Source organism: Nocardioides sp., assembly GCF_044226305.1.
GTDB lineage: Bacteria > Actinomycetota > Actinomycetes > Propionibacteriales > Nocardioidaceae > Nocardioides.
The window spans coordinates 299,687-316,042 of sequence record NZ_JBGAHF010000001.1 but is presented as its reverse complement, the minus strand read 5'-3'; the positions used below and the strand labels follow the sequence as shown (position 1 = coordinate 316,042).

Below are 16,356 nucleotides of genomic sequence, written 5' to 3'. Positions count from 1 at the left end.
AGCCGACAGGTAGGCGGTGGAGGAGCTGGTGCTCGCCGACGTGAGCGCCGGACCTCCGCGACCCTCCTTCCACCGAAGGATGCTCGTGCTCCCGCACCTCGCCAGCCAGCTGACCGTGATCATCCCGGCCTACGACGAAGAGGCCTCCGTGGCCGACACGGTGCGCAGCGTGCTGTCCCAGACCACCCCGCCGGCCCGGGTCATCGTCGTCGACGACCGGTCGACCGACCGGACCGGTGACGTCGCCCGCGCCGCCGGGGCCGAGGTGATCTGCCCGCCGGTGAACACCGGGTCCAAGGCCGGCGCGCAGAACCTCGCGCTGAGCCACGTCGAGACGCCGTACTGCATGGCCATCGACGCCGACACCACGCTGGCGCCCGATGCCATCGAGCTGCTCCTCGAGCCGCTGGCGGCCGACCCGGGAGTGGCGGCGACCTGCGGCTTCGTCGTACCGCGCCACGTGGGCAGCGTGTGGGAACGGGGCCGCTACGTCGAGTACCTGCTCTCGTTCACCTTCTACAAGCCCACCCAGGACTACTTCGGGAAGCCGCTGATCTCGTCGGGCTGCTTCTCCGCCTACCGCACGGACGTGCTGCGCGACGCCGGCGGCTGGTCCGAGCGCACCCGGGCCGAGGACATGGACCTGACCTGGAGCTTCTACCGGGCCGGGCACCAGGTCCGGTTCGTCCCCGGGGCGGTCTGCTACCCGATCGAGCCCCACGACCTGGACTTCATGGGCAAGCAGCTCAAGCGCTGGTCGCACGGCTTCGTGCAGAACGTGCGGCTGCACTGGACCGGGATCCTCCGGCTGCCGTTCCTCAGCACCGTGGTGGGCGTCGCGATGTTCGACGCCGTCGTGGCGTCGTTGATCTACCTGCTCCTGCTGCCCCTGCTGGTGGTCGTGCTGGCCGCCCCGCTCCTCCTGCTGGTCTACGTGATCGACGTCCCGGCGGTCCTGGTGCCGGTCCTGGTGGCCGCGCGCCGGCGCCGGGAGGTCGGGAAGGCACTGCTGTCGCTGCCCTCGTTCTTCGTGCTCCGCACCGTCAACGGGTTCTACCTGCTCGAGGCGCTGTGGACCGAGGTCGTCCTGCGTCGACCGCTGCTCGTCTACGAGAAGGGACACTGAGGTGAACAACGCCGGACTGCCCGGAACCGGCCTCGGCGGCCTGTTCTACATCCTGCTGGCTCTCGCCATGCCGCTCGTGGAGCTCTACCGGACCGCCCGCGGCCGCAGCAGCGTCGGGCGGTGGCGGGAGGTCGGAACGCAGTTCGCCCTGGCCTGCGGGATCCTCGCCATGACGGCCGCGTCAACCGTGGCCTACCTGCACGTCGCCGACGCCCCGAGCCCCTTCGGGCTCCACGGCTCCGACCTGGCGCTCGCACCCGTCGTGCTCGCCGGATCGCTGCTGGCGGTCCTCGTGGTGGTGCTCCGCGTCTGGGCGCGGGTGCAGCGGCCCGACCCCGGCCCGGTGCCACCCGGACCCGGCCGGCACAAGGCGGACGCCGGTGAACGCGTGTGCGCCGTCCCGGTGGCCGCGCGTCACCACGATCCACGTGACGGTGGTCTCCGGCGCCCCCGGCAGGACTCGAACCTGCGACCGGCGGATTAGAAGGCCGCTGCTCTATCCAGCTGAGCTACGGAGGCACGGGCTCCGGCGTCGTACCGGATCCCGGGGCGCAAGTATGCCGCACCCCCCGGGTAGCGTTGTGCGGGTGAGGACCACCTCGGGACGGACCCGCAGCCCCCGCGCCCTGGTGGGCGAGGTGCTGCGCTTCCTGACGGTCGGTGGCGTGGCGACGGTGGTCTCCTTCGGGGGGTTCAACCTGCTGGTGCACGGTCTCGGGACCGGGACGGCGCCGATGCGCGACCAGCCGGTGGCGGCCTTCGTGCTGGCCAACCTCGCGGGCGGCGTCCTGGCCTACGCCGGGATGCGCGCCTGGGCGTTCCGCGACCGCGAGGTGAGCAACCCGTCGACCGGGCTGCTGCGGTTCTTCGCACTCGGCGCCCTCACCATGCTGGTGCCGGTGCTCTGCCTGTGGGTGAGCCGGTACGTGCTCGGGATGGACAGCCCGCTGGCCGACAACGTCTCCGCCAACGTCATCGGCCTGGGTCTGAGCGTCGTGCTGCGGTTCTGGGTCTTCCGGGCGTTCGTGTTCGACCAGGTCGCCGAGCCGGAGCCGGTGCGCCCCGGCGCCTGACCCCTGGACCCGCTGCGCTCGGCGACGCCGGTGTGCGGGATGATCGCCGCGGGGGAGCGGAAGGAGCAGGGGATGGCTCGCGGAGACCACGTCTTCGTCCGCCGCGGTCGCCGGTACAGCCACCACGGGATCGACTGCGGCGACGGCACGGTGATCCACTTCGGTGGCACGCGGGGGACGATCCGGCGGATCGAGCGGACGACGTACGCCGCGTTCGCCGACGGCGGCGAGGTGCTGGTGCGCGCGTACCGGACCCGGCTCCCGGTCGAGGAGATCATCGCGAACGCGGAGTCCCGCCTGGGCACCCAGCAGTACCACCTCGTGCGCAACAACTGCGAGCACTTCGCGACCTGGGCCTCCACGGGCTCGCCGCGGAGCCGGCAGGTCCGGGGGTGGGCGGTCGCCGCCCCGTCGGCCTTCGCCTCGATCGGGGTCGCCGAGGCGGCGGGAGCGCACGCCATCTTCCTCGGGGGCCTCGGCGTCGGGGCGTACGCCGCGTCCGCGCCGCTCCGCCGCCGTCGCCTGGCCGGGAGGTCAGGGACGCCCGGTCAGCGCCCGCGCCGGAGCGACCGCACGCTGCGGGTCCCCGAGGCCGGGTGAGGGGCGCCGACGTCGGCGCACGGCCTTGCTGACCTCGACCGCGAGCCCCAGCACCGCGGCCAGTCCCAGACAGGTGAGCCACTGCCGACCGGTGAGCGGCGTCGTCATCAGGCCCGACTGGAGGGTGGGCAGCTGGGTGGCCAGGAAGACCAGGGCGATCGACGCCAGACCGACACCGAGGGAGACCAGGAGGGGCGGCGTCAGCCCCGACCCCGGGTCGCGGCGGTTGACCAGCGCGTTGACCACCGTGCCGATGCCGAGCACGGCGAACGTCATGGTCATCGAGACGCTGGCGTGGTCGATGCTCGGTTCGTCGGGGCCGAGCACCAGCGGGGCGAAGGCGACGAGGAACAGCACCGCGGCGTAGCAGACCCAGCCGATGATGGCGCCACGGTTCGTGATCGGCACGCCCGGGTCCCGTGGTGGCCGGTGCATGACGTCGGGGTCACCGGGGTCGATGGCGATGATGATGACGCCGGCCGCGGTCGAGAAGAGCAGCAGGTAGAGCACCATCGTCGGGGTCAGGGCGACCCCCTGGTTCACGTCGAACGCGGTCGCCGCCAGGAACACGAGCACCAGCGCGAGCAGCTGCGTCATCTGGTACCGCACGTAGGACACGACCTTGTCGTAGACGCGACGACCGATCTCGACGGCGTGCACCAACGTCCCGAAGTTGTCGTCGGTGAGGACCATCCGGGCCGCCTGCTTGGTCACCTCGCTGCCCGAGCCCATCGCCACGCCGATGTCGGCCTGCTTGAGGGCGGCGGCGTCGTTGACGGCGTCGCCGGTCATGGCGACGATCAGGCCCTGACGCTGCATGGTCCTGGCGAGCCGGAGCTTGTCCTCCGGCGTCACGCGACCGAAGACGTGCAGCTCGGGCAGCCGACGGCTCAGCTCCTCGTCGGAGAGCTCCTGCAGCTCCCTGCCCGAGATCGCGCCCGGCCCGAGGCCGAGCGTCTCGCCGATCGCCTGTGCGGTGACCGCGTGGTCCCCGGTGATCATCCGGACGTCGATGCCGGCCGCCAGGGCGACCTCCACGGCGGCCTTCGCCTCGGCGCGGAGCGGGTCGATGATGCCGGTCAGCCCGATGAACGAGAGGCCGATCGCCAGCTGCATGGGGTCGGAGGCCATCGTGGCCTCGTCGCCCTCGTCCACGAGCCGGGCGGCGAACGCCAGCACCCGCAGGCCCTGCTGGCCCATCCGCTCGTTGGCCGCTGCGATGTCGTCGTGCACCTCCTCGATCGCGACCTGGGAGCCGGCGAGCGGGCCGCCGGCATGGCTGCAGCGGGCCAGGACGACGTCCGGAGCTCCCTTGACCAGCTCGATCAGCTGGGGCGCGCCGTCACCGGTGACCCGGTGGAAGGTCGCCATGAACTTGTAGTCGGAGTCGAACGGGATCTCGGCCAGCCGCGGGTAGGCGCGACGGGTCTCCTGCGCGTCGACCCCGAGCTTCGCGGCGAGCACGACCAGGGCGGCCTCGGTCGGGTCACCGATCACCGCACCGTCGTCGCCGACGACCGCGTCGGTGTCGAGGGCGAGTCCGAGGGCGAGCCGGGTGAAGTCGGGCACCGGCGCACCCGCGACCGACGTGAGCGCGCCGCTCTTGCGGTAGCCCTCGCCCTCGACCACGAACCAGGCGCCGTTCGTGTAGAGGGTCGAGACCATCATCTGGTTCAGCGTGAGGGTGCCGGTCTTGTCGGTGTTGATCGCGCTCGTGGCGCCCAGGGTCTCCACGTCGGCGAGGTTCTTGACCACGGCCTTCGCGTCCGCGAGCTCCCGCGCGCCGAGGGAGAGCAGCCCGGAGACGAACGCCGGCATCCCGGTCGGGATGGCGGAGACCGCCATCGCGGTCCCCAGGAGCAGGAGCTCCTTGCCCGGCATGCCCCGGACCAGGCCGACCACGACGATGATCGCCACCGCCGTCCAGGCGATGATGCCCAGCACCTTCGTGAGCGAGTCGAGCTCGCGCTGCAGCGGTGACCGGCTGCGCGTGACCGACGTCAGCATCGTGGCGATCTGGCCCATCTGCGTCTGCATCCCGGTCGCGGTGACGACCATCGTCGCCGTGCCGCGGGTCACGGAGGTGTTCTGGAACAGCATGTCGGAGCGGTCCCCGACCTGGACGTCGACGCTGCCCAGGGTCGCGGAGCCCTTGCTGACGGGCGCACTCTCGCCCGTGAGCGCCGCTTCCTGCGCCTCCAGGGTCGCGGATCGGACGATCCGGCCGTCCGCCGGGACGATGTCGCCGGCCTCGACCTCGACGAGGTCGCCGGGGACGACGTCGACCGCCGGCAGTGACGTCAGGGCGCCGCCCCGGACGACGCGTGCCTGGGGGACCTGCATCCGCGACAGCGCGTCCACGCTGGCGCGGGCGGTCAGCTCCTGGCGGGTGCCGAGGACGACGTTCAGGACGATGAGCAGGGCCACGAAGACGGCGGTCGACAACTGGTCGATGAGGACGCTCACGACCGACACGGCGAGCAGCATCAGGTTCATCGGGTCGCGCAGCTGGGTCAGGGCGAGGGCGACCGCGGACGGCGGCTTCTCCGCGGCGATCCGGTTCGGGCCGAGACGCGTCAGCCGGTCCTGTGCCTCATCAGCGGAGAGGCCGGAGACCTCGTCGGAGCCGAGCGCGGCGACGACCTCCGCGGCGGACAGGGCGTGCGGTGCCTCGACCGACGTCGGCAGGGGTGTGGTCGGATCAGCCATCATGTTCCTCCGGTCTCGTGGGGTGACGCGGTCCCGCCCGGCCGGGACCCGGGTGCCTCGGGCCCGGACGTGTCGTGCACCTGCGCCTGCACGGCTCGGTGCACGTTGCCGTGGATCCGGTCCTCGCCGAGGCGGTCGACGATCCCGTCTCGTGCCAGTGTCAGCCGCACCGCGTGCTTCAGCCGGGCCAGGCGGAAGGAGACCCCGCTGTCCTCCGCGAACGTGATGACGTCCCCCAGCTTGGCCGACCCCTGGGAGTCCACGTAGTCGATCCCGGCGCAGTCGAGCACGACGCCGGTCAGGTCGGGGGTCGACCGGACCAGCTCGCGGACGCGATCCTCGAGCGCGTCCGAGGTCGCGAAGAAGAGCCCGCCGTCGAGCCGGATCACGACCACGCCGCGCACCTGCTCGTCCTCGGGGTGCTCGGCGAGCTCGCGATAGGCCTGCGTCCCCGCCTGGCGCGCCAGCACGGGGATCTGGGGGTGGGTGGCCACCCAGACCAGCCACAGGAGCGACAGCCCGATCCCGATCACCACACCGGCCAGGACCCCGAACACCAGGGTGCCGGCGATCGCGGCCACGGCCACCCAGAAGTCGAACCGCTGGACCCGGGCGAGCCGCCGCATCTCGCCGACGTTCATCATGCCCTTGACGACGGCCTCGATGATCAGCGCCGCGAGGACGGGCTTGGGCAGGTCGGCGAACAGGGGCGCCAGCACCAGGAGCGTCAGGAGCACGGTGGCGCCCGTGGTGAGCGATGCCAGGCCGGTGCGGGCCCCGGCGTGGTCGTTGAGCGAGCTCGCCGACAGGCTCGTCGACACGGGCATCCCCTGGACCAGGCCCGCCCCGGTGTTGGCCATGGCCTGCGCGACCGACTCCTGGTCGATGTCGACCTGGTACTTGTGCTTGGTCGCGAAGGCGCGGGCGTCCCCCGCGGTCTGGGAGAAGCCGATCATCACCAGGGCCACCGCCGACACCGTCACGATCGCCGCGTGGTCCCACAGCAGGCCGGCGTCCGGCAGCTCGACGGACGGCAGGCCACGCGGCACGTCACCGACCAGGGCGACGCCGTGCTCACCCAGGTCGAGCAACCACGACGCCGCCAGTCCGCCGACCACGAGGACCAGCGCGCCGGGGATCCGCGGGGCGACCTGCGCGAGCCCGAAGACCACGGCCAGGGACACCGCGCCGACGACCAGCGTGGCTCCGTTCGTGTCGCCGAGGGAGTCGAACCACGACCACAGCTCGCGCAGCGAGTTGGTGCCGGCGACATCGGTGCCGGTGAGCTTCGGCAGCTCGCCGATGACCACGTCGACCGCCGCCCCGAAGAGGAACCCGGTGACCACGGCGCGCGACAGGAACTGAGCGATCCAGCCCAGCCGCAGCACGGCCATGAGGAGGAACACGACGCCGGACGCCACGGTGATGCCGGCGACGAAGGTCGCTGCGTCCTGCTCACGGCTCAGCCCTGCCGCGATCACCGCGCTCGCCGCCACTGCTGCCAGGCCGGAGCTCGGGCCCATCGAGATCTGCCGGCTGGTGCCGAAGACGGCGTAGAGGACGGCGCCTGCTGCCGCGGCGTACAGCCCGTTCTGGACCGGGACCTGGGCGATGCTGGCGTAGCCGAGGTTCTTTGGCACGACCAGCGCGGCCACCGTCACCCCGGCGACCAGGTCGCCCCGCAGCCAGCCCCGCTCGTAGTGCCGGATCCACCCGACGATCGGCACCACGTCGCCGAGCCGGCGCCGTGACCTCGCGGGGGCACCTTCCATGCGCGGACACTACCCCCGGGTCGGCCCCACCCCGGCCGGGGTGGAGACCGGCCACCCGTCGCGGGCGCACCATGCCGGGATGAGCCGTGACTCGCGCGAGGACATCGACCTCTCCACCAAAGGCCTGATCGCCGACCTGACCAGCACCTTCGCCGGTGTGCTCCTGATCATCGCCGCCTTCTTCGACGTGCTGCAGGGGGCGTCCGCCATCGCGAACGACGACCTGTACTCGGCCGGCAGCGAGTACCTCTACGACATGAACATGACCACGTGGGGCTGGGTGCACGTCGTCCTGGGCGTGATCGGTGCCGTGGTCGCGGTCGGGATCTTGATGCGCAAGGGCTGGGGCCAGGTGATGGGCGTGATCGTGGCCGGCCTCGGCCTGATCACCAACTTCGCCGCGCTCCCGCACTACCCGTGGTGGGCGATCACCGTCATGGCCTTCTACCTGCTGGTGATCTGGGCGCTGACGACCCAGATGCGGCACTACCGCTGACCGCTCGAGGTCTACCCCGTGCGGGGTGGGGCGGACCCACCCGGGACCTCAGGAGGATCGGGGCATCATCCGTTCTTCTGGAGGTTCAATCGTGACAACCGTGTGGGAGTACACCGTCGGCGAGGCGTTCTGGACGATGCTGTGGTTCTTCCTGTTCTTCATCTGGATCTGGCTGCTCATCACCGTCTTCGCGGACATCTTCCGCAGTGACGACCTGGGCGGCTGGTCCAAGGCCCTCTGGACGATCTTCGTCATCGTGGTGCCGTACCTCGGCGTGCTGGTCTACCTGATCGCCCGTGGCCACAAGATGCACGAGCACGCGGCCAAGGACGCCGCCCGCCAGGAGCAGCAGATGCGCGACTACGTGCAGAGCGTCGCCGGCACCCCGGCCGGGACCAGCCCCGCCGACGAGATCGCGCGACTGCACGACCTGCAGCAGAAGGGCGCCATCTCCGAGGAGGAGTTCGCGGCCGCCAAGGCCAAGCTGCTGTCCTGAGAGCACGGTGGGCCACGCCGGCCGGGAGGTGACATGGAGCGGTACACGGACGACGGCAGCACGCCGGACCTCGACCTGGTCGAGTACGTCGTGATCACCGTGCCAGAGCTCTCCTCCACGGTCGGCGTGGCCGCCGCACTCGGCGACCTCGTCGACTCGGCCCGGATCCGGATCCTCGACCTGGTCGGGGTCGTGGTCGGGCCGGACGGTCGGGTGACCGTGGTCGAGCCCGAGCTGGTCCCCGGCCTGGCCCGGCTGCGTGAGGTGCAGGGCGAGGTCGGTGGCCTCCTCAGCGAGGACGACCTCGCGCTCGCGAGCAGCGCCCTGCAACCGGGCACGTCGGCGCTCATCGTCGTCGTCGAGGACTGCTGGGCTCGGCTGCTCTCCGGGGCCGCCCGCGACGTCGGCGGCCGGATCGTCGGCGGCGAGCGGATCCCGCGCTACCGCCTCGAGCAGGCGGCCCGCGCGGCTCGCGGTGGTGCCGCGTGAAGCGGGTCGCGGGCTCCCGCCGCCGTCACGTCGGGGTGCTGCGCCGGCGCCCAAGGCTCGACCCGGGTGCGCCCGAGGCGCCCGGCGGCGCCGTCCGCCGGCTGGCGGAGGTCCGTGCGCTGTTCCGGCTCGTCGAGCGGGGTCTGCTGTCGGCCGAGGAGTTCGAGCGCGAGCAGGCGAAGGTCTACCGCGGGCTCCACGCCTAGTACACCTGGGCGCCTCGCCCCGGCCGGCAGCGCGGTCAGCGGCGGGCCAGCAACCGCAGCACCCGAGCGGTGTCGACCGCCTCGGAACGCGAGTTCACGCCGAGCTTGCGGTAGATCACCCGCAGGTGGAACTTGAGGGTGTTCGGCGAGACGAACAGCTCGGCGGCGATCTCGCGCAGCGTGAGCCGGCTGGGGAGGAGCCGCAGCACCTCGCGCTCCCGCTCGGTCAGCTCCACCACGAGCTCCCGGGACCGCGCCGGGACCGCCGCCGGCGCCTGGGCGCGGCGCAGCCGGGCCAGCCAGGCCTCCGGTGCCCGCCAGGCCGCGAGCTCGACGAGCTCGACGACCGCGGGACCCTCGGCAGCGACCGACCGGAGCAGCCCGGCCTCGGCGGCGAGGTCGACCGCCCCCTCGGCCCTCTTGTGGGCGGCCTCGCGGTCCTCGTCGACCACCGCACCGGCCAGCGCCAGGTCGCGCACCACCCGGTGCCGCACGCACCGGGGCTCGGCCAGCCCGAGCGCGTCGGCGGCTTCGCGGCGCCGTCCCTCGTGGAGGTGCACCCGCGCGGCGGCGACGGGACCCCAGAAGGGGTCCGGGCAGCGCTGGACCCACTGCTCGGCGCCCGGCACGTCGTCGGCGGCCAGCGCGACCAGCACGCCGGTGCGCGCGACCCGGCCGCGGGCGTCGGCACCGGGCAGCTCCTGGTCGGCGACCTCGGTCGCGCGGGCGAGCCAGCGGGCCGCCCCGGTCAGGTCGCCGTCGCCGAGCCGCGCCTCCGTGAGCTCGAGCGCGGCCAGCAGTGGCACCCAGGTGCTCGGGTACGCCGACCGTCCCGCGAGCGCCTCGAGGGCCGGCTCGGCCACCTCGCGGTCGCCCAGCTCGCCGGCGGCGACCGCCTCGGCCAGGTCCAGGTCGTCGGTGCGCCCCGGCGCCGACCCCAGCGTCGCGCGCACGCCGGCGGCGAGGCGCAGCGCGTCGACGGGCCGGCCGGCGAGGGCCAGGCCCACGACCCGCGCGCGGTCGTGCGCGAGCCGGCGCTCCGCGTCGGCGCTGACGGCTGCCCGGGCGGCGACCACCGCCGGGTCCGACTCGCTCCAGCTCTCCCGGAGCGCGGTGCCGCGGGCCACCAGGCTCCAGGCGAGGCCGGCGGCGGGGTCGGCGGCCGCCGACGGGTCGGCAGCCGCGGCGGCGCGAGCCGTGCAGGTGGTCCAGTCGCCGCCGACGTACGCCGCCGCCGCGTGGAGGACGTCGAGCTGGCCGTCGAGCCGGGCGCCGGTGCCGGGCGATGGTGCGCCTGCGGTCGCAGCCGCGAGGGCGTCGGCGAACCCGCCCCGGTCGACCGGCAGCCGCGCCCAGGCCAGCTGCACCAGGGACCGGGTGTCGGCGGCTGCCACGGTCGCCGGGATCCGGGCGAGCGTCCGCTCGACGACCGACGCCTGGCCGGAGTCCGCCAGCTGCACGGCCTGCGTGGACAGCAGGCGCAGCGCCTCCGCGGGCGCCTCGGCCGCGAGCCAGTGCTCGAGCGCGGCCGGGCCGTCGCCGACGTCCTCGCACCACCGCGCGGCGCGGGCGTGCTGCTCGCGCAGCCGGTCGGGCCGACGCCGCGCGAGATCGGCCAGGAGCAGCTCGCGGACGAGGCCGTGCACCTCGAACCAGCCGCCGGCGTCCAGGTCGGTGACGAACAGGCCGCGCTCCTCGGCCTCGACCAGCAGGTCCCCGGCGTCGGGCCGCCCGGTGAGCGCCTCGGCCAGTCCGTAGTTGAGCCGCGGCACGACGGCGGTGGAGACGAGCAGGTCGACGAGCTCGGGGCGCTCCGCGTCGAGCACCTCGCGCCACACGTAGCCGCCCACCAGCCGCCCCGACCCGGCGTACCCGCCCGGTCGCGAGCGCACGGAGAGCGCCGCCAGCTGGAGTGCCGCGGCCCAGCCGTCGGCCCAGGTGGCGAGGGCGGGGAGCTGGTCGGCCGGGGTGTCCGGGCACAGCCCGGCGAGCATCGCGACGGCCTCGTCGTCGGTGAACCGCAGGACGTCGAAGACCAGGTCGGCCATCCGACCGCCGGCTCGCAGCCGCTCGACGGGGAGCGGTGCCCGGCGGCGGCTCAGCAGGACCAGGTGCAGCCAGGGGGGCTGGTGCTCGACGAACGCCGCGAACGCGGCCGCCGCGGCGCTGTCGTCGATCCGCTGGAGGTCGTCGACGACGAGCACCGCCGGGGCGGTGTCCGCCCCGAGGTCCTCGGCGAGCCCCCGGACCCACGCGGTCGCGTCCGCGGGATCGGTCGGGTCGCCGTCGAAGCCGGTCACCCGCGCGCTCACCCCGGGCTCGAGCACGTCCACGCCGGCCAGCAGGCTCGTCCCGAGCCGGACCGGGTCGCGGTCGCCGTCCTCCAGGGTCAGCCAGCCGGTCCGCCGGCCACCGCGGCGGACCCACTCGGCCGCGAGCGTCGTCTTCCCGGCGCCGGCCGGGGCGACGACGGCGACGACCGGGTACGACGTGAGGTCGTCGAGCAGCGCGACCACCCGGTCGCGGGGGACGAGGTGCCCGGGCGCCGCCGGCGCCCGCAGCCTGGTCCGGGAGGAGGGCGCGTCGAAGCGCCCGCGCTGGAGCAGCGCGGGCGCGTCGACGGTCCTGCTCATCGGTCCACGGGGCTCAGCCCCCGAGGAGCTTGGCCTTCTGCGCCGCGAACTCCTCGTCGGTCAGGATGCCCTTGTCGTGCAGCGCGCCGAGCTTCTCGAGCTGCGCGAACATCTCGTCCTCCGGGGCAGCGGCGGGCGGCGGCGGGGGCGCGTACTGGGGCTGCTGGTACTGCGGCGGCGGCTCCTGGTACTGCTGCTGCGGCTGCTCCTGCGCGGCCCAGCGACCGGCTTGGCGTCGGGAGACGCGGTTCGACACAGCGGTCGCCGTACCCGCCACCACGGCAGTACGCGCGACACCTCGGACCAGTCCGGGCATGTCAGTCCACCTCCATCGACTCGAGGGCGGCGATGACCTCGTCGGCGGGGATGCGCCCGCTGGCGATGACGTCGGCACCCTGGTTGCGCAGGGCGGAGACGAACGGCCCCGCCCAGGTGTTCTCGTAGAGCAGGACGGCGACCGCGTCACCGGGGCCGACGAGCGCCGCGCTCTCGGCGAGGTCGTCGTCACCCAGCAGGCCGGACTGCACGCCCTGGAAGACGGCCAGGTCCAGGTCACCGTCGCCGTCGAAGTCGGCGAGCTCGATGGCCGTGAACTCGCCGTTCTCGCCCACCATCGCGACCTGCAGGTCGAGGATGCGGACGATGCCGCGCTCGACGAGGTCGACGAGCGCCGTCAGCGCCTCCCCGGTGAAGTTCGCGCCGGGGAATTCCACGACGAGGTAGTCGATGGGCCCGACGTCCAGGCTGGTCTCGGTCATAGTCCCTCCCTCACGTGACCGGACAGGGCTCCGGTCCGCAGCCGACGCTGTCACCCTCCCGGGCCGCCCGCCTCACACGATTCGGGTGGCTTGGCACCCACCCCCACCGGGGTGGAGCCCGACCACCCGTCGACCGGGCAGGATCGGGGCTGCGACGACGGGAACGGACGACAGGAGGACGGCATGACCACGTTCACGGTGTGGAAGTTCGAGGACCCCGAGGGCGCGGCGCGCGCCGAGGACGTGCTGTCCGCCGCGGCCGTCGACGGCCTGGTCAAGATCCTCGACCACGCGGTCCTGTCCTGGCCTACCGGCGCCGACCGGCCGGAGCTCCACCACAAGCGCGACAGCGCGAAGCGGGGCGCCGCCTGGGGTGCGCTCTGGGGCGTCCTCGGAGGTGCGCTCTTCCTGGTCCCGGTCGCGGGGCTCGCGCTCGGTGCGGGCATCGGCGCCCTGGCCAAGGCCACCCGCGAGGTCGGCATCACCGAGAAGGACCTGGAACGGATCCGCACCGAGGTGACGGAGGGGACCTCGGCGCTGTTCCTCGTCACCGACGAGGGCAAGCTCGACCAGCTCGGCGAGCGGTTCCACGCACGCGACGCGCGGCTGATCAGCACCAACCTCACCGAGGCCGAGCGGGCGACGCTGCTGGAGACGTTCGGCAGTGCCTGAGCCTCGGGTCCGCGACCCGCTCGGGCTGATCGCCGGCGGCGAGGGTGCCATCACCGGGACCGTCGTCTGCGCGGCCGCCATCGCGTACTCCGCGGGTCACGTCTCCTCCACGCGCGAGCTCTGCGTCGCGATCCTCGGCACCGTGTTCGTCTACTGGGTCGCGCACCTGCACGCGGTGACGCTGGGCAGCGCGATGACCCGGCGGCACCACCCGGTGGCGGCCTTCCAGCACGCCCTCGCCGAGACCTGGCCGATCGCCGGCGCGTCGGTGGTCCCCCTCGCCGTGCTGCTCCTGGCCGAGCTGTTCGGAGCCGAGCTGCGGACGGCCGCCTGGGTGGCGATGACGGCGAGCGTCGCCCTGCTGACCGCCTACAGCTTCGTCGCCGGGGTGCGCGGCGGCCTCGACACCTGGGGCCGGGTCGCCAGCGGGCTCGCCGGGCTCGCGGTCGGCCTCCTGGTCGTGGCGCTCAAGGTCGCCCTGCACTGACGGACCTCCACCGAGGGACTGCACCGAGGGACTGCACCGACGGGCTGGTGTCACTCCAGCGGTGCGGTGTACTCCTGCAGGAGGCCGGTCTGGTTGACCGCCGTCCCGTCGGCGAGCAGGGTCATCGACCCCAGCCGGACGGTGTCCCTCCCGGTCACCCGGGTCTCGGCGCGGGTGCGCAGGCCGGTGGTCTGCCAGAGCTTCCCGCCGTCCTGCTCGCCGGGGAGCCGGCGCACGTCGAGGTCGAGCCGGTCGTCGTACACGGTCGCGGCCAGGTAGGTGGCCTCGCCGCGGTAGAGCAGGCCGCCGGTCGAGACCTGGGTGACGCCGTCGGCCTGGCGCATCGAGGTCGCGTGCACCTCCCCGTCGAGGTAGAGGTCGACCCCGTAGCGGGCCATCGTCCGCCACAGCGGCGAGTCCTCGCCGCCCTCGAGGTGGCCGCCGGAGGAGGACACCTCGCGCACCGGCCACAGGACCGGGTTGTGCCCCTGGACGATCACCCAGGGGACCCGGTTCGCCTGGGCGCGCTCGAGGGTGCGGCGGAGCCAGGCGAGCTGGCCGCCGGTGACCTCGAGGTGGACGTCGCCGTCACGCCGGTTGAACTCGTCGAGGCTGACCAGCAGCACGTCGGGGGAGAGCTTGACGGCGTACGCCGTGTTCGCGAAGGGGGTGCCGAAGGGGCGGTCGGTGTAGCGCGGCTTCCCCGCCGGCGTGCGGGTGAGGTAGCTGGCGTACATCTGCTTGAAGACGTCGAGGTGCCGGCGCTTGAAGGCCGTCCAGGAGTTCTCGTCGCCCCAGTCGTTGTCGCCGATGTCGTGGTCCCCGAGGGCCGCGTGGAGGGTCAGCCCGCGCTCGGCGAACCGCTGCACGTAGGTCGAGTAGTAGAACCGGGCCGCCCGACGCACCGCCGCCACCTGCTGCGCCTCGGTGCGCACCGGCCCGAAGATCCCGCTGCCGGTGTCGTCGCGACCCCATCGGCCCTCGACCAGGTCGCCGGCGACGAGCACCGAGCCGGGGTCGGTCGCGGCGATGTCGTCGAGGAAGGCGCGGATGTAGCGCTGCAGCTGGGGCGTCCAGGAGTTCGGGTCCCCGCGGTGCCACCGGGGCAGCCGGCGCAGATCTCCGACGTCCTGGTTGAGGAAGTCCGGCGCCGCCACGAACCGGTAGTTCGGGGTGTGGTCGGTGCCGGGTGGCGGCGTCCAGGGGCGCCGGGCGGCCGCGGCCGCACCGTCGTTGCCGGCCGCTCCGAACGGGTCCTGGGTGAAGCAACCCGCCACCGCCAGGCACGCGCACAGCGCCAGCGCGAGCGCCCACCGTCCGGGTAGGCCTCGTGCAGCGCGCGGGGTCGTGGGGTCGATGGGGAGGTCCTCGTCCGGGTCGGGTCAGCGGCGGTGGGCGTCCATCCACGCCTCGACGTCCGTCGAGGTGCGCGGAAGTGCGGCGGAGAGGTTCTCGTACCCAGTAGCCGTGACGAGGATGTCGTCCTCGATCCGGATGCCGATCCCGCGGAGCTCCTCGGGCACGAGGAGGTCGTCCTCCTGGAAGTACAGGCCGGGCTCGACGGTGAGCACCATGCCCTCGGCCAGCGTCCCCTCGGCGTACGACTCGGGCGCGGCCTGCCCGCAGTCGTGCACGTCCATGCCGAGCATGTGGCTGGTGCCGTGGAGCGTCCAGCGCGCGTAGACGCGGCTGTCGGGGTCGAGGGCCTCCTCGGCGGTCACCCGCAGCAGCCCGAGGTCGGCGAGGGCGTGCGCGAGCACCTCCATCGCCGCGTTGTGGGCGGCACGGAACGGTACGCCGGGTCGCACGGCGTCGATGCCGGCCTGCTGCGCACGCAGCACGACGTCGTACAGCTCGCGCTGGAGGTCGGTGAAGCGGCCGTCGACCGGGAGGGTCCGGGTCACGTCCGCGGTGTAGAGGGAGCGGTTCTCCACGCCCATGTCCAGGAGCACCAGGGTCCCCGGCGTGATCGGGCCGGTGTTGTCGATCCAGTGCAGCGTCGTGGCGTGCGAGCCGCCGCCGACGATCGAGTCGTAGCCGATGTCGTTGCCCATCGCCCGCGCCCGGCGGAAGAAGGTGCCCTCGATCCAGCGCTCGCCGTGCTCCAGGACGCGGTCCCACTCGCGCACGGAGTCCTCGAAGCCGAGCGTGGTGACGTCGCAGGCCTCCTGCAGCTGCTCGACCTCCCAGGCGTCCTTGACCAGGCGCAGCTCGGAGGCGACCCGGGCCAGCTCGGTGTCGCGGGTCTCGTCGGGGGCGACCAGGCCGTCGACGAGCGCGGAGACGCCGCGGTGCACGCGGGTCTTGCCACCGGCAGCGAGGGTGCCGGGCAGGTCGTCGATGTGACGGACCTCGAGGCCCAGCGAGTCCGAGATCTCCTTCAACGACGGACGTCGACCGACCCAGAGCTCGCCGTACTGGCGGTCCCGGAAGAACTCGTCGGTCTCCCGGGACGAGCGCGGCCGCGCGTACAGGACCGACTCGCCGTCGGCGACCACGAGCACCGCGTCGCTGGTCTGGTTGCCGGAGAAGTAGGTGTGGGCGGTGTCGGGGCGGAACCGGTAGTCGGTGTCGTAGGCCCGGACCTTGAACCCGCCGGCCGGGAGCACCAGCCGCTCACCGGGGAACGCGTCGGCGAGCCGGGCGCGCCGCTCGGCCGCGCGGGCGGCGACCGGCTGCACCGGGAGGTCCAGCTCGCGGTCCCCCCAGCCCTCGCGCATGAACGCCGCGTAGGCGGCAGGGACAGCGGGGTCGTGCGACTCCGTCTTGGGCTCGGCGCTCTCGGGTGTGGTCTGGTCGCTCACGGCGGCCACTCTACGCCGGGACCAGGACGCTCCCG

At 73.4% G+C, this 16,356-nt stretch carries 16 protein-coding genes and 1 tRNA gene; 9 read left to right on the top strand and 8 right to left on the bottom strand.

Translation table 11 applies throughout. From position 1 onward, the window contains the following. The first annotated feature begins 16 nt into the window (after positions 1 to 16). Positions 17 to 1,126 (top strand): glycosyltransferase family 2 protein, encoded by a 1,110-nt coding sequence (locus ACILQ5_RS01590; RefSeq protein WP_395656212.1) that lies wholly within the window; start codon positions 17 to 19, stop codon positions 1,124 to 1,126. Between the two features lie 445 nt (positions 1,127 to 1,571). Here ACILQ5_RS01590 and ACILQ5_RS01585 read toward each other — a convergent pair. Next, positions 1,572 to 1,645: transfer RNA gene (locus ACILQ5_RS01585), tRNA-Arg, on the bottom strand. A gap of 68 nt (positions 1,646 to 1,713) precedes the next feature. Here ACILQ5_RS01585 and ACILQ5_RS01580 point away from each other — a divergent pair. Together ACILQ5_RS01580 and ACILQ5_RS01575 are read left to right on the top strand one after the other, a co-directional pair. Further along, positions 1,714 to 2,199, top strand: a complete 486-nt coding sequence (locus tag ACILQ5_RS01580) for a GtrA family protein (RefSeq protein ID WP_395656211.1) — start codon at positions 1,714 to 1,716, stop codon at positions 2,197 to 2,199. Positions 2,200 to 2,271: 72 nt separating this feature from the next. Beyond that, a complete protein-coding gene (locus ACILQ5_RS01575; RefSeq protein WP_395656210.1) occupies positions 2,272 to 2,799 on the top strand; it encodes a lecithin retinol acyltransferase family protein in 528 nt (175 codons plus the stop codon). On the opposite strand, the gene ACILQ5_RS01570 is transcribed toward ACILQ5_RS01575, so the two are convergent. Beyond that, positions 2,734 to 5,508 (bottom strand): cation-translocating P-type ATPase, encoded by a 2,775-nt coding sequence (locus ACILQ5_RS01570; protein ID WP_395656209.1) that lies wholly within the window; start codon positions 5,506 to 5,508, stop codon positions 2,734 to 2,736. The genes ACILQ5_RS01575 and ACILQ5_RS01570 overlap by 66 nt on opposite strands. Further along, positions 5,508 to 7,280 carry a SulP family inorganic anion transporter gene (locus tag ACILQ5_RS01565; RefSeq protein WP_395656208.1) on the bottom strand — a complete coding sequence of 591 codons (1,773 nt, stop codon included), beginning with the start codon at positions 7,278 to 7,280 and terminating at the stop codon, positions 5,508 to 5,510. Before ACILQ5_RS01565 ends, ACILQ5_RS01570 begins: the two co-directional genes overlap by 1 nt. 79 nt (positions 7,281 to 7,359) lie before the next feature. Here ACILQ5_RS01565 and ACILQ5_RS01560 point away from each other — a divergent pair, with 79 nt between their 5' ends. The 4 genes from ACILQ5_RS01560 (at position 7,360) to ACILQ5_RS01545 (ending at position 8,967) form a co-directional block, all read left to right on the top strand. Then, positions 7,360 to 7,776: a hypothetical protein gene (locus ACILQ5_RS01560; protein WP_395656207.1), complete on the top strand. Its 417-nt coding sequence runs from the start codon at positions 7,360 to 7,362 to the stop codon at positions 7,774 to 7,776. Between the two features lie 91 nt (positions 7,777 to 7,867). Beyond that, the gene (locus tag ACILQ5_RS01555) at positions 7,868 to 8,272 is read left to right on the top strand and encodes an SHOCT domain-containing protein (RefSeq protein WP_395656206.1); all 405 of its coding nucleotides are present in this window, start codon (positions 7,868 to 7,870) and stop codon (positions 8,270 to 8,272) included. 33 nt (positions 8,273 to 8,305) lie between these two features. Next, positions 8,306 to 8,761: a DUF6325 family protein gene (locus ACILQ5_RS01550; RefSeq protein ID WP_395656205.1), complete on the top strand. Its 456-nt coding sequence runs from the start codon at positions 8,306 to 8,308 to the stop codon at positions 8,759 to 8,761. Further along, positions 8,758 to 8,967, top strand: a complete 210-nt coding sequence (locus ACILQ5_RS01545) for a hypothetical protein (protein WP_395656204.1) — start codon at positions 8,758 to 8,760, stop codon at positions 8,965 to 8,967. Before ACILQ5_RS01550 ends, ACILQ5_RS01545 begins: the two co-directional genes overlap by 4 nt. Before the next feature lie 35 nt (positions 8,968 to 9,002). Here ACILQ5_RS01545 and ACILQ5_RS01540 read toward each other — a convergent pair whose 3' ends face one another. Genes ACILQ5_RS01540 through ACILQ5_RS01530 form a run of 3 tightly spaced genes read right to left on the bottom strand, consistent with a single transcriptional unit; the run spans position 9,003 to position 12,358 of the window. After that, positions 9,003 to 11,600, bottom strand: coding sequence for a LuxR C-terminal-related transcriptional regulator (locus ACILQ5_RS01540; protein ID WP_395656203.1), 2,598 nt, complete (start codon positions 11,598 to 11,600; stop codon positions 9,003 to 9,005). A gap of 13 nt (positions 11,601 to 11,613) precedes the next feature. Beyond that, positions 11,614 to 11,916, bottom strand: coding sequence for an SHOCT domain-containing protein (locus tag ACILQ5_RS01535; protein WP_395656202.1), 303 nt, complete (start codon positions 11,914 to 11,916; stop codon positions 11,614 to 11,616). A 1-nt stretch (position 11,917) separates the two neighbouring features. After that, on the bottom strand, positions 11,918 to 12,358 hold the full coding sequence (locus ACILQ5_RS01530) for a DUF6325 family protein (protein WP_395656201.1): 441 nt from the start codon (positions 12,356 to 12,358) through the stop codon (positions 11,918 to 11,920). Positions 12,359 to 12,541: 183 nt separating this feature from the next. Here ACILQ5_RS01530 and ACILQ5_RS01525 point away from each other — a divergent pair, with 183 nt between their 5' ends. Next, the gene (locus tag ACILQ5_RS01525; protein ID WP_395656200.1) at positions 12,542 to 13,030 is read left to right on the top strand and encodes a DUF1269 domain-containing protein; all 489 of its coding nucleotides are present in this window, start codon (positions 12,542 to 12,544) and stop codon (positions 13,028 to 13,030) included. Then, positions 13,023 to 13,517, top strand: a complete 495-nt coding sequence (locus ACILQ5_RS01520; RefSeq protein ID WP_395656199.1) for a hypothetical protein — start codon at positions 13,023 to 13,025, stop codon at positions 13,515 to 13,517. The genes ACILQ5_RS01525 and ACILQ5_RS01520 overlap by 8 nt, the downstream gene beginning before the upstream one ends. Positions 13,518 to 13,567: 50 nt before the next feature. Here the strand turns inward: ACILQ5_RS01520 and ACILQ5_RS01515 are convergent, their stop codons facing one another. Together ACILQ5_RS01515 and ACILQ5_RS01510 are read right to left on the bottom strand one after the other, a co-directional pair. Then, entirely contained in the window at positions 13,568 to 14,794 is a 1,227-nt protein-coding gene (locus ACILQ5_RS01515) for a metallophosphoesterase family protein (protein ID WP_395656198.1), read from the bottom strand. 105 nt (positions 14,795 to 14,899) lie between these two features. Continuing rightward, complete coding sequence (locus ACILQ5_RS01510; RefSeq protein WP_395656197.1) at positions 14,900 to 16,321, bottom strand: aminopeptidase P family protein; 1,422 nt, start codon at positions 16,319 to 16,321, stop codon at positions 14,900 to 14,902. Positions 16,322 to 16,356: the final 35 nt, after the last annotated feature.